The organism is Acinetobacter sp. YH01003 (assembly GCF_013420525.1).
GTDB lineage: Bacteria > Pseudomonadota > Gammaproteobacteria > Pseudomonadales > Moraxellaceae > Acinetobacter > Acinetobacter towneri.
Window position 1 is genome coordinate 667,315 of the sequence record NZ_VOXY01000001.1, and the last position, 12,744, is coordinate 680,058.

The following is a 12,744-nucleotide window of genomic DNA, read 5'->3' on the forward strand; positions in this document are numbered from 1 at the left end:
TATAAATCAGTATACTAGAATCTCTTGTATAAAAAGTAGCAATATCAGGAAAGACAATGACTGCACGTATTCAAAAAGGCAAGTTAGCGATTGCTAAAGAACTTTACGATTTCATCGAAAATGAAGCATTACCAGGTTCTGGTTTGGACAGTGATACATACTGGAAAAACTTTGAGCAAGTCGTTGTCGATCTTAGCCCTAAGAACAAAACATTACTCGCAAAGCGTGATGAGCTTCAGGCTAAAATTGATGAATGGCACCGCAATAATACATTTGAATTAGAAGCTTACAAAGCTTTCTTGACTGAAATTGGCTACTTATTACCAGAAGTAGAAGATTTTCAAATTACCACCGAAAATGTTGATGAAGAAATCGCATTATTGGCTGGTCCACAGCTCGTAGTACCTGTACGTAACGCACGTTATTGCTTGAACGCAGCAAACGCACGTTGGGGTTCGTTATATGACGCACTTTACGGTTTTGACGTTATTTCTGAAGAAAATGGCGCAGAAAAAGGTAAAGGCTACAACCCAGTTCGTGGTGAAAAAGTAATTGCATTCGCGAAAAACTTCTTAAATGAAACTTTCCCATTGGCGCAAGGTTCACATGCCGACGCGACTCAATATGCTGTAGAAGCAAACAAACTTGTTGTTCGCCTAAAAGATGGTTCTACAACAACTGTTGCGGATAGCTCTAAATTCGTTGGTTACAATGGCGAAGCTTCTGCACCAACTGAAATCGTACTGAAAAATAACGGCCTGCACGCAATCATCCAGATTGATGCAAACAGCCCAATTGGACAGACAGATGCAGCTGGCGTGAAAGATGTTGTGCTTGAAGCGGCTGTAACGACGATTCAAGACTTGGAAGACTCTGTTGCAGCAGTTGATGCTGAAGAAAAAGTTGAAGGCTACCGTAACTGGTTAGGCTTGATGAAAGGTACGCTTGAAGAGTCTATCGAGAAAAATGGCAAGACCATTACCCGTAAACTAAATGCTGACCGCACCTTCAAAAATGTTGAAGGCGGTGAGACCAAGGTTCATGGCCGTTCATTGATGCTGCTTCGTAACGTGGGTCACTTGATGACAAACCCGGCGATCCTTGTAGATGGCGAAGAAATTTATGAAGGCATCATGGATGCATTGGTCACTCCATTGCTTTCTGTGGCTGATATCCGTGGTGAGAACACGATCAAGAACTCACGTACTGGTTCTATGTATATCGTTAAGCCAAAAATGCACGGTCCAGAAGAAGTAGCATTTGCGGTTGAGCTGTTTGAACGTGCTGAACAAGCGCTTGGCTTACCTGCTAAAACCCTGAAAATCGGTATCATGGATGAAGAGCGTCGTACCTCTGTTAACCTGAAAAACTGTATTGCTCAGGCGAAAGACCGTACCATCTTTATTAACACCGGTTTCATGGATCGTACAGGTGATGAAATCCATACCTTCATGGAAGCAGGTCCATTTGTTCGTAAAGGCGAAATCAAAGGCCAAAAATGGTTCCCAGCTTACGAAAACCGTAACGTCATGGTAGGTCTACAAACAGGTCTACGTGGTAAAGCACAGATTGGTAAAGGCATGTGGCCAAAACCAGACATGCTGTTAGACATGTACAAAACCAAGACTGAACATCCTGAAGCAGGCGCAAGCTGTGCATGGGTTCCGTCTCCAACAGGTGCAGTGATTCACGCGATTCACTACCATCAAATTAATGTAGCAAACCGTCAGCAAGAATTGCTTGCAACTGAAGCATTGCCTTTAGATGATTTGTTAACTCCACCTCTTGCAACTGATACCAACTGGTCTGAAGAAGAGAAACTAAAAGAACTGGAAAATAACTGCCAAGGTATCTTGGGTTATGTCGTTCGTTGGGTTGATCTGGGTGTAGGTTGTTCTAAAGTTCCAGACATCAATGATGTGGGCCTGATGGAAGACCGTGCAACTTTACGTATTTCTTCTCAGCACGTTGCCAACTGGTTACGTCACGGAATTGTAACGCGTGAACAGGTTGAAGAAGTAATGCAGCGCATGGCGAAAATTGTAGATCAACAAAATGCTGATGATCCACTATACACGCCTATGTCTAACGACTTTGCTAATAACATTGCATTCCAAGCTGCATCTGACTTGATCTTCAAAGGTGGCGAGCAACCTTCTGGTTACACAGAGCCACTTTTACACGCAGCGCGTTTAAAGTTAAAAGGTTATACAGGTGATTAATCCTTTAGGATTTGATTTACTGATTGTGTAATACAAACAAATGAGCCTCTTCGGAGGCTTTTTTGTTGCCTGTATTTTGCTTATGGTTTTTTGAAAATTTTGCAGCTGAATAGTTACAGGATGTACTTGCTGCTAGAAAAACATCAAGCTGCGGAGTAGAGTGAAAGTCATATATAAAAAGTAGCGCAAGGACAAATACATGCCAGCATATCAAGATTTGAATCAACAATTTATTGGCGGCAAGTGGTCGGTTGGGACATCTACTAAAACCATTCCAAACTTGAATCCATATCATCAAACTACAATTTTTGAGATGCAGGGCGCCAGCGTGGTAGATGTTGATAGTGCCTATAGTACAGCGCAAAAAGCTTTTGATGAACAATTGATTCAATCCACAAGTCTGCGTCAATACATCATTAAGAACTTAGAGCAAGTCATTCAGCAACGACGCGAAGAAATTATCCAGTGGCTGATTGATGAGTCGGGCAGTACCCGTTTAAAAGCCAATATCGAAGTCGATGCTGCTTTAGGGATTATTCAAGAAGCTGCACAATTTCCCGAGCAAATGACCACGACGCAACTGGAAAGCAAAGATTCGAAAGTCCGTAGTGTTGTTTTGCGTAAACCTTTGGGTGTTATTGCTGTGATCAGTCCGTGGAATTTCCCTTTCCATTTGTCTATGCGTTCAGTGGTTACAGCGATTGCTTGTGGTAATAGTGTAGTGCTCAAACCTGCCAGTGATACGCCAGTCACAGGTGGAACTATACTCGGTAAACTGTTCGAAGAAGCAGACTTGCCTGCAGGCGTACTCAATGTGGTGGCGGGTGCGAGTCGTGAAATTGGTGATTACTTTGTTGAGCATGCAACTCCTAAAATGATTTCATTTACAGGCTCTACAGAAGTTGGACAGCATGTAGGGCAACTGGCCGTTGCGGGTGAGCATTTAAAACGTGTCGCCTTAGAACTCGGTGGCAATGCACCTTTAGTCATTTTGGATGATGCAGATATAGATTTGGCCGTAGAACTAACTGTGATGGGGCGCTTTTTGCATCAAGGTCAAATTTGCATGAGTACCAATCGGGTCATTGTCGATCAGTCTATTTATGCAGCCTATCTTGAAAAATTGTTAGCAAGTGTGTCGCAATTAGTAGTAGGTGATCCGAATAAAAATGACACCTTGATTGGGCCAATTATTAATGCAGAACAGGTGAAAAAGCATCAGCATATTATTCAAAAAGCACAGGCGCAGGGTGCAGAATTGGTTTATGCGGGCGGGGTTACGGGGAACTTAGTTGCACCACATGTTTTTGTGAATGTCGCTGCCGATTCAGAAATTGTACAAAATGAAAGTTTTGGACCTATTTTACCGATTCTCAAAGCAGCAGATACCGCACATGCCTTACAGTTAGCGAACGATACACGCTATGGTTTATCTGCTGCTGTATGCACTACAAATGTAGAACGCGGTGCAGAATTTGCAGCACAGTTTGATGTTGGAATGACACATATTAATGGTATTACCGTTGCCGATCATGCCAATGCACCGTTTGGTGGTGAGAAAAACTCAGGCTTAGGTCGTTTTAATGGGCGCTGGATATTTGAAGAATTTACCCGCACGCATTGGCTGACATTGCCAGCTTAACGGTAATTATTTGTCCTGCGTTTTGTTTGAGTAAGAAGGAATGCGTGGGTGCGCACTTACTGTTCATGATCAAAACGCATAATATAGTGCGTGTGTCTAATCATCCAATTTGTATATGTGTGCCAATTTTAAACCAATAAGCATAGCGCAATTATCTGCATTAGGTCTGCCTGAAATTCCGTTTGAATATGCTGAAGAAGCGTATCCAAATTCGAGTGTGCCACTATTGTTTAAGTCTGAACAAGGTTTAGAGTGGCGCTCGGTGAATTTTGGCTTGATTCCCAAATGGGCGGAAGACAGAAGTATTGCGCAAAAAACCTATAATTGCCGTAACGAAACTTTATTAGAAAAACCAAGTTTTAGTGAAGCTGCTTATAAGTGTAAATTTGGCGCGATTGTTGTGTCAGAATTTTATGAATCCAAATATATAGACAGTAAACCGCAGCGTTGGGGTGTACGTCGTAAAGATGGACAGGCCTTTTTTATTGCAGCACTGTATGAAATTTGCCGTTTAAAGGATGGGCAAGGCACGGAAGAAATTGTCCGTTCTGCGAGTATGATTACCATGGACGCAATTGATCACGCGATGATGAAGGAATTTCATGAGCCTGGGCCAGTCAAACGTTCTGTTATTGTTATTCCACATGCACGTTTAGATGAATGGCTAAGTTTGAAAACACCGAACATACACAGCTTTGTGCAGGGCTTTCCTTTAGACGAGTTTGAGTGTTCACATGTACCAAAAGCAAAGATCGAAAAAGTAAGCCCCCAGCTCAATTTTTTCGATCTTTAAGTACATCTTGTGCTTATATAGGATAAGAACAGATGTGGAACAATAACGTGATGTTTAGCGTGCTAAATTATTAAAAATATGACGTAAACTTTCCATCATTTTTTCAATTTGTAGTGGAGTTAAACCATCAAATGACTGCTCTAAAACAACGCTAGTCAGATCATTAATTTTGTTGGTCATCTCATTACCTTTTTCAGTAAGCACGACACGAGTGATACGCGCATCATCATCACAAGAATAAGTTTCAACCAAACCTTCATCTTTTAAACGATAAACAATTTTAGTTGTAGTTGACATTTTTGACACCACCATGTCTGACAAATCAGACACACTCGCATGTGCTTTTGACCTTAATGCCAATAAAATACGACGGCGAGAATTATCTAAACCATACTTTTTAAGTGCCTGATCGACATTCTGTACATATTGAGCATGTACTTGTGTGACCCAATAATACGGAAATTGTTCAATATCATATTGGTCGGCGGATGGTAGAAATTTTGAATATTTCTTGGACATTGCATATTCCCTGCATTGTTTTAATTGTATTTTTGATATTTCACATTTTATGTGAAAACTCATGTGCTTAGCAAGATGCTTTCAGTGGCTAAAATTTGGTTGAAATCTGACGAAATATGATGAATCTCGATTTAGAAGCTGGCTTTGAAATGGTTATTTTTCCAAGCGCGTAGGCATTTGTTTAACTTCAATCCATATTCATGTGTCATATCAATTAATCCTATAGAATTGTTTTAGTTTGGATTAGTAGTGAGTTATCTGGTTTTATAAGTTGAATTATCAATTTAACCATCAACTTAGGCTGCATTTTAGTTAAAAAAATACATTTGTACACTTGGCTTTTAGGTAAAAGTGCGGGTTATTGCGTTGAATTTTGCAAAAAAATTATAAGCTTTGGTCTAATCTTTTAACAATAGTTGTTTTTTATCAATATTTTAAGTTTAGATTAAAGTGTGGGTTGGCTTACAGTTGTAATCTATGACTAATGCGTCTAAAAATACATTACAATTCATTTGACATTTTTAATCCATTCTCACGGCTTTTGTTTGGCTGTCATCGCTCTAAAAAAATTAAGAATGTGAAAAATAAAGTAAAAACCATCTTATAGATCGTACTGTTTAGTTTTATTCAAAAAAATTAAAAATTTAATTACAAATGTTCAAGATTGTGCATAATTAAGCTATCTATTGCTAAAAAGGTTACTTTTATGGATCCGTCGCCGTGCGCAGGTCTACTTTATATTTCGATTTCTGCTAACTATCTCGGAGCTATGAACTAATGGAGTTTTTATTAGATCCGGGAATATGGGTTGGTTTAATTACACTTATTATTCTAGAAATCGTATTAGGTATTGATAACCTAGTCTTTATTGCAATTCTTGCAGAAAAATTACCCCCAGAACAGCGTGATAAAGCCCGTGTGATTGGCTTATCTTTAGCGTTGTTTATGCGTTTAGGATTGTTATTTGCAATCTCTTGGTTGGTTACTTTAACCGAACCGTTAATTACCTTATTTGAAAAAACCTTTTCAGGGCGTGACCTCATTCTCTTGGGTGGCGGTTTGTTCCTCGTCTATAAGGCGGTAGGAGAGTTGCATGAGAAGATGGAAGGCAAACCCGAAGTCAAAGTCACGACCAATGTGGTTTATGCAAGTTTTGCCGCAGTTGTAGCACAAATTGTTGTTCTAGATGCAGTTTTCTCTTTAGACTCAGTCATTACCGCAATTGGCATGGTCGACAACATCTATGTGATGATGGTTGCCATGGTGGTTGCAATGTTGGTGATGTTACTTGCATCTAAGCCATTAACTGCTTTTGTGAACCGTCATCCAACAGTGGTGATTTTGTGTTTAAGCTTCTTACTATTAATTGGTATCAGCTTGATTGCAGAAGGTTTTGGCTTCCATATCCCTAAAGGTTATATCTATTCGGGTATTGGTGTTGCGATTGCTATTGAAGCGTTTAACCAATTTGGTCAGCGCAATGTTGCAAAACATGAAGCAAAAATTCCGTTACGTCACCGTACTGCAGATTCAATTTTAAAATTGATGGGGGGGCGAGTTGAAACCAGTAGCCCTGATTTGCATAACGAAGCGCAAGAAGCGTTTGCAGATGAAGAACGCTACATGATTGGTGGTGTCTTGACCTTGGCAGAGCGTTCAGTCGCATCAATTATGACGCCACGTAGCCAAATTTCATGGGTCGATATTGAAGATTCACCTGAACAAATCCGCGAACAGATTCTATCTGTACCACACAGCTTATTCCCAGTGTGTCGTGGTAGTTTAGATAAAGTCATTAGTATTGTACGTGCCAAAGAGTTGTTGGATGTATTGGACGAAGAAGAAGAGCTTAAAGCTTTAATTAAACGTCAGCGTCCAATTTACATTTTTGAAAAAATGAAAGTGATTGATGCGATCAATACGTTACGTACCTCTAAAGGTTCTTTGGTTTTAGTCAGCGATGAGTTTGGTAATGTTCAAGGTTTGATTTCACCGCTTGATGTGTTTGAAGCGATTGCAGGTGAATTCCCTGATGCAGACGAACAGTTAGATTTGGTTAAAACCAATGAAAACGAATGGAAAGCAACAGGTATGCTGGATTTATACCAGCTTGAACTTGAACTGGGTATGATGGATCTGATTGAAGAAGATGCAGGCTACATTAGCGTTGCAGGTTTGATTTTAGATAAAACCCAAGGTGAAGTTCAGGTCGGCACGCAGTTGGATTATCAAGGTGTGCACTTTGAAGTGACAGAACTTGATGGTAACCGTATTAAAACTGTGATGATTCGCTTACGCTAATTACTAAGCTTTGAATTAAATCACTCAAAAAGCTCTACCGAAATGGTGGAGCTTTTTTATGGTGTAATAAAAAGATTGTGATGTTTCATCCTGAAAATGTGTATCAGCGATAAGTCTGGATTTTAAAAGCTGAACATGAAATGTGGCATGGAATAGAAAAAAAGAAACAACCAAACAGGATTACAAATTTGGTTGCTTAAACAGGGAAAAGAAAAAGCGAGAAACTAAAACAAATGTTTAATTTGTATGTGACTTCGCCACTAAAAATTAAACTGCCAATTGATTTTCAATCACATTCCATAAATTTCGATGTGACTTTTTAAACATCGCCATATGCCCAATGGCTTTATGCTGATAACGCTTTGGTTTAAGTTCAATCATATTAGTCGATGCATGGGGATAGAGACGGAGTAAATCTTTCACATTGGCTTCGGTGGCAATCTCATCATCCGAACTCCAAATAGCAGTAATCGGGCAACGAATTTCATCGTGATAATGCTGTGAAACTGTTTTGCCTATAGCATTGATGACATAGCCGGGTTTGCTACAAAATTGTGCCCATTGTTGGGCCACATTTTTAGGTAGGTTTTCGCCCATGCCAATTGCATTGGTTGGGCCATAACCATGTGTGATTCTGGCAAGTGGAAAAATAACTTTAAACATCACAGGGGCAAGTAGGCGAGTACGACCTTTTAAACCTTTTGTGTGGCCTGTAGAGCCTGAAACAGCTACGACTTTTGCCACTTTATGATATTCAGGATTAATCCCCAGTAATTGTCCGCCTGCGCTGTGTCCCAATAAAACCACTTGTTCAGCTTGCGTTTTTTGCAGCAAAGTATTTACTGCTGCAGGAATATCTAACTGCCCCCAATCAACAATACTGGCTTCACATTGTTTCAATGGTTCGTGTAACGAATCACCAATACCACGAAAATCAAAACACAGCACAGCATAGCCTTGTTCATTTAGCCATGTGGCAAAAGCGTGATAAAAATTCTTGGTAATGCCTGTCGCGGGACAAATCAAGACGGGTAGACGCTGTGCTTGTGTATATTGATTTGGATAATAACGGGCAGCGAGGGCATAACCATCTGCACATATAATATTTAAGCTTTCAAATGTGCTCATAATGTTTTAAGGATGATGAGAATAAAGTTACTTTACACGAGTTCCAAAAAGAAACTTGTATTTATTCTGACTCTAAAGTCAAGCTTAGTAGTCTGCGAGTGTAGTTAAATAGCCACACGAAAAATAAAAGAGTGTTAAACATGGAAAGTTTATCTTTGGCAGTGCGCCTTGCGATTATTTTCAGTGGAATATTTTTGTGGGTGGGGATGCTTACAGGCGTGTGGAAATATTGGCAAATTCGTGCTTCTGCCCAAGCGCGTGCTCATTATTATGTGGATATCGCACATCGCAGTAGTTTGTTATATGCACCTGCAAGTTTAATTTTAGCGGTCTTGGCTTATTTTTGTATTTGGGATGCCACTGTAATTTTAATTTGTGTGATTCTAAATTTAGTATTTTTTAGCTTTTCTATTCTGAGTTATATCTTGCATGGATTGCTTAAAGATACCACTAATCAATTTAAACAACCGCATCAAATTGCAGCATGGACATTGCCAAGTTGGTGCATGAGTTTGGCGATGCTGTTATTGATTGTGGCTGAATTGGGTGGGACTAGTGTGTTATTGCTTGGCGCAATCTATGGATTGTTGTAATTCTAATTGCTCAGTTTAATTTTTTCTTGGTAGCCCGTAGAAGATTTTGAGATTTTTGCTGTAGATCAGGAATGATGATTAGAATCTACTTTTTGAGTTTGGCGGCAGAGGAGTGATCCATCTGCCGCAAAGTGAAAGCGAAAAAGCTAAAATGAGTGGGTGCTAGGGTAAGATTAATGAACTTCTACGTTTTTATGTTCACGAAACTTTTGGTCAATGGATGTCCAAATCGCAAAGGCTATACATACCAATAAGGCATATAAAAAATAGGTTGGTTTCAAGTTGCCTTGAATTGAGCCTTGGAGCAATAGGGTCAGCATCAGTGCAAAAGTGGTGCTTAAAAAAGTAACTAGATTTTGGTTAGCCTTCAGAGCGTTAATGAAGACTTGCGTATTGAAATGTGAAAACATCTCCATCCCTCCTTGTTATAAATCACTAAAATCAGAGCATTTTAGTCAGATTGGTTTTATTGTTCTACCTTGTTTAGCAAACTATTTCAAGTCCTTATAGTCATATTTTGATAAAAAACATCATTTTCATATGAAATACTACTATTTATTATCATTTATTTACAAAATAATAAAAAGTAGTGTGTTTTTTAAGCCATTTAAATACGATTTCAATCGTACTTGCATATTTTATGCCAGCTAATTTTGAGGGCGACTATACGACTTTAGCGTTAATTTGAGCTCTGCTTAAAATGGGTGAATGATTTATTTTGTTTTAGTTTTTTATTGAAAATATTTTAATTTCATTTGTTTATTTATACCAAATAATTATTTGGGTTGCTACTATCATGACTGATAAATTGCCTTAAAAAGAGGCAGTTTTAGCACAAGAAACAATAAGTGCGGGTTTGGGTAAAACCTGACAATTATTGTCTAAATTAAATTCGTATTTGGATAAAACACGACTTTAATACAATACAGCTCGAAAATAGAGCATGACTTGAAAAAATAGCCGAGCTCGAAGTCCGTACTGGCTATTTTTTCATTCGATCATGAATTGCAGCGAATACAAAAATCAGTAATGCAGGAATTAACCAAGCGAGGTTTTGTTCACTCAGGGGAAAATTGGTCAGTGTGGTTGGCAAGAATCTAGCTAAGTCTGCGGCCTTCATTGCATCAATGATGCCAAAGAGCAATGCAACTGCGGCAGTAGGTGCAATCACGCGGGTTGGAATACGGAATAATCCCCAGAAAAAGCTGAGTAGAATGACCACAATTGCAGGTGGATAAATCGCGCTTAAAATAGGCACTGAAACTGCAATGAGTTTGGTGAGTCCAAGATTGGAAATAACAAAGGCAAAGCCCACTAAAATAAATACCCAACGGCGATAATGAATTTTAGTAATTTGCTCAAAATATCCCGCACATGCGCATGTCAGTCCAATTGCAGTAACCATGCAGGCAATAAAAATCATTGCAGCTAAAAATACCGAGCCAAATCTACCAAAGGCATGTTGCACATAGGCATGTAAAATTATTGCACCATTACTGGCATTGGCGGCAACATCGTGACTGCTCATCCCCAGTTTAAATAGGCTTAGATAAACTAACGTTAAACCAACCCCTGAAATTAAACTTGCCCATACTGCATAGCGGGTGATGAGTTTTTTATCAGTCACGCCACGTGAACGAATCGCATTAATAATCACAATCCCGAATACCAATGCACCTAAAGTATCCATGGTGAGATAACCATTAATAAAGCCTTCAGATACAGGACTGTTCACATAATTTTGAATTGCAGGTGAAATTGTACCTGTCGGAATAATAAATGCAGTGATGCCTAAAATTAGTAATGACAGAATTTTAAGCGGGGAAAGTACATAGCCCACTGTATCTAAAATTTTGTGTGGATACAGTGAAACTAACATCACCAAGGCAAAATAGATGGCGCTATAAATGAATAAGGTGTTCGCGGAATCGCCAAAATAGGCAGAGAAACCAATTTCATAAGAGACGGTAGCTGTACGTGGTGTAGCGAAAAGCGGGCCAACCGCTAAATAACAGACGACTGTTAAAATTAAGCTCGCGATTTTACCCAACGGCGAACTTAAAATTTGTATAGAACCTTCGACACGTGACAACGCCATAATGGTAATCACGGGTAAGCCAACAGCGGTAATGAGGAAACCGAGCGCAGCAAGCCAGACGTGTTCGCCCGCTTGTTGTGCCACGATAGGTGGGAAAATAATATTACCTGCACCAATAAACAGCGCAAAGGTCATAAAACCCAAGGCAATAATATCCCGTGTGCGTAAATTCGTCATGGGAGAGAAAATAAGATGTAAACAAAGGAAAGCGATTTTAGTAGATCGAGCTATGATTTTCTAATTTATTTTATAGGTCGTATGAATATTTTTTATGATATGTGTTTGTAGGCTATTTTAATCTTCAATATAAAAATTAGATAACTTGCTGTTTGTCAGATGTATTTTTGAAAAATGCTGATCCCAAATAATAGAGTTGGCTTATCTCGTGTGGGTTTGGGATGGTATTTTAAATGCTCAGTTCTTAAACAAAACTGTTAGTCGTTTGAAGATGGATACTTGTTTGGCAGCTTGAGCTGATTTTACAAGCTGAAAGGGCTATAATCTCAGGCTTCAGGTTAGGAGTTCATCATGCGCGCCCTTAAAGTCAGCATTAAATCAGAGCAAGATATTGAGAGATTACGCATTTCAGGGCGTTTGGCTGCTCAGGTGTTGCAGATGATTGGCGAGCATGTCAAACCCGGAGTCACGACAGAATACTTAGATGATTTGTGTCACGATTATATTGTAAATACCTTAAAAGTCATTCCTGCCAATGTGGGCTATCACGGTTATACCAAAACCACCTGTATTTCGCCCAATGAAGTGGTCTGTCATGGTATTCCATCATCCAAAACCATCTTAAAAGATGGCGACATTATTAATATTGATGTGGCGGTAATTAAAGATGGTTTTTATGGCGATACCAGTCGTATGTACTATGTGGGACAGGTGAAACCAGAAGCGAAAAAACTGGTGGATACCACTTATGAGGCGATGCGTGCTGGGATTCGTGCTGTGAAACCAGGCGCGACTTTGGGTGATATTGGTTATGCCATTCAAAGTGTAGCGCATCGTGAAGAGTATAGTATTGTGCGTGAATATTGCGGACATGGTATTGGACAGGTTTATCACGAGCAACCAAGTGTGCTGCATTATGGTCAGCCTGGACAAGGCTTGGTGCTTAAAAAAGGCATGGTGTTTACTATTGAGCCGATGGTGAATGCGGGCAAAGCGCGTGTGAAAGAACTGAAAGATGGCTGGACGGTGGTGACGACAGATAAATCACTTTCTGCACAATGGGAACACATGGTTGCTGTGACTGATACAGGCTTTGAAGTGTTATCGCCGTGGCCAGAAGGTACGGGGAGTTATCCTGAAATTTAATGCACGAATGCTTTCAGGTTAAGACTGATAGATAAAACATCTTAGACTTTAGTTTTAAACTATTTGTTAAAAAATGAACAATCGCTATAATTGAAGTCAAAGATACTTGCTGTAGTTTCTTTGTT

The 12,744-nt window shown here is 39.5% G+C and carries 10 protein-coding genes; 6 read left to right on the forward strand and 4 right to left on the reverse strand.

Translation table 11 applies throughout. The annotated features are described in order from the left end of the window. Positions 1-56: 56 nt before the first annotated feature. The 3 genes from FTT70_RS03195 (at position 57) to FTT70_RS03205 (ending at position 4,657) form a co-directional block, all read left to right on the forward strand. On the forward strand, positions 57-2,222 hold the full coding sequence (locus FTT70_RS03195) for a malate synthase G (protein ID WP_096901411.1): 2,166 nt from the start codon (positions 57-59) through the stop codon (positions 2,220-2,222). A gap of 199 nt (positions 2,223-2,421) precedes the next feature. Further along, a complete protein-coding gene (locus FTT70_RS03200) occupies positions 2,422-3,864 on the forward strand; it encodes an aldehyde dehydrogenase family protein (RefSeq protein ID WP_180168272.1) in 1,443 nt (480 codons plus the stop codon). Positions 3,865-3,979: 115 nt separating this feature from the next. Further along, the gene (locus FTT70_RS03205; RefSeq protein WP_096901413.1) at positions 3,980-4,657 is read left to right on the forward strand and encodes an SOS response-associated peptidase family protein; all 678 of its coding nucleotides are present in this window, start codon (positions 3,980-3,982) and stop codon (positions 4,655-4,657) included. A 54-nt stretch (positions 4,658-4,711) separates the two neighbouring features. On the opposite strand, the gene FTT70_RS03210 is transcribed toward FTT70_RS03205, so the two are convergent. Further along, positions 4,712-5,176: a MarR family winged helix-turn-helix transcriptional regulator gene (locus FTT70_RS03210; protein WP_004976754.1), complete on the reverse strand. Its 465-nt coding sequence runs from the start codon at positions 5,174-5,176 to the stop codon at positions 4,712-4,714. Between the two features lie 777 nt (positions 5,177-5,953). Here FTT70_RS03210 and FTT70_RS03215 point away from each other — a divergent pair. Next, positions 5,954-7,477, forward strand: coding sequence for a TerC family protein (locus FTT70_RS03215; RefSeq protein ID WP_004976753.1), 1,524 nt, complete (start codon positions 5,954-5,956; stop codon positions 7,475-7,477). A 267-nt stretch (positions 7,478-7,744) separates the two neighbouring features. Here FTT70_RS03215 and FTT70_RS03220 read toward each other — a convergent pair whose 3' ends face one another. Then, positions 7,745-8,605, reverse strand: coding sequence for an alpha/beta fold hydrolase (locus FTT70_RS03220; protein ID WP_096901415.1), 861 nt, complete (start codon positions 8,603-8,605; stop codon positions 7,745-7,747). A gap of 140 nt (positions 8,606-8,745) precedes the next feature. Between FTT70_RS03220 and FTT70_RS03225 the strand changes: the two genes are divergently transcribed. Next, positions 8,746-9,198 carry a hypothetical protein gene (locus FTT70_RS03225; protein WP_004976749.1) on the forward strand — a complete coding sequence of 151 codons (453 nt, stop codon included), beginning with the start codon at positions 8,746-8,748 and terminating at the stop codon, positions 9,196-9,198. Positions 9,199-9,371: 173 nt separating this feature from the next. On the opposite strand, the gene FTT70_RS03230 is transcribed toward FTT70_RS03225, so the two are convergent. Together FTT70_RS03230 and brnQ are read right to left on the reverse strand one after the other, a co-directional pair. Next, positions 9,372-9,608, reverse strand: coding sequence for a hypothetical protein (locus tag FTT70_RS03230; RefSeq protein ID WP_004976747.1), 237 nt, complete (start codon positions 9,606-9,608; stop codon positions 9,372-9,374). Between the two features lie 572 nt (positions 9,609-10,180). Beyond that, positions 10,181-11,473, reverse strand: a complete 1,293-nt coding sequence (gene brnQ / locus FTT70_RS03235; protein WP_180168273.1) for a branched-chain amino acid transport system II carrier protein — start codon at positions 11,471-11,473, stop codon at positions 10,181-10,183. Between the two features lie 351 nt (positions 11,474-11,824). Here brnQ and map point away from each other — a divergent pair, with 351 nt between their 5' ends. Further along, positions 11,825-12,619, forward strand: coding sequence for a type I methionyl aminopeptidase (gene map / locus FTT70_RS03240; RefSeq protein WP_180168274.1), 795 nt, complete (start codon positions 11,825-11,827; stop codon positions 12,617-12,619). Positions 12,620-12,744: the final 125 nt, after the last annotated feature.

Coding starts and splice junctions, on each gene's coding strand:
- FTT70_RS03195 (WP_096901411.1), top strand. CDS start 57: ATGACTGCACGTATTCAAAAAGGCAAGTTAGCGATTGCTAAAGAACTT.
- map (WP_180168274.1), top strand. CDS start 11,825: ATGCGCGCCCTTAAAGTCAGCATTAAATCAGAGCAAGATATTGAGAGA.
- FTT70_RS03225 (WP_004976749.1), top strand. CDS start 8,746: ATGGAAAGTTTATCTTTGGCAGTGCGCCTTGCGATTATTTTCAGTGGA.
- FTT70_RS03200 (WP_180168272.1), top strand. CDS start 2,422: ATGCCAGCATATCAAGATTTGAATCAACAATTTATTGGCGGCAAGTGG.
- FTT70_RS03220 (WP_096901415.1), bottom strand. CDS start 8,605: ATGAGCACATTTGAAAGCTTAAATATTATATGTGCAGATGGTTATGCC.
- FTT70_RS03210 (WP_004976754.1), bottom strand. CDS start 5,176: ATGTCCAAGAAATATTCAAAATTTCTACCATCCGCCGACCAATATGAT.
- FTT70_RS03205 (WP_096901413.1), top strand. CDS start 3,980: ATGTGTGCCAATTTTAAACCAATAAGCATAGCGCAATTATCTGCATTA.
- FTT70_RS03230 (WP_004976747.1), bottom strand. CDS start 9,608: ATGTTTTCACATTTCAATACGCAAGTCTTCATTAACGCTCTGAAGGCT.
- FTT70_RS03215 (WP_004976753.1), top strand. CDS start 5,954: ATGGAGTTTTTATTAGATCCGGGAATATGGGTTGGTTTAATTACACTT.
- brnQ (WP_180168273.1), bottom strand. CDS start 11,473: ATGACGAATTTACGCACACGGGATATTATTGCCTTGGGTTTTATGACC.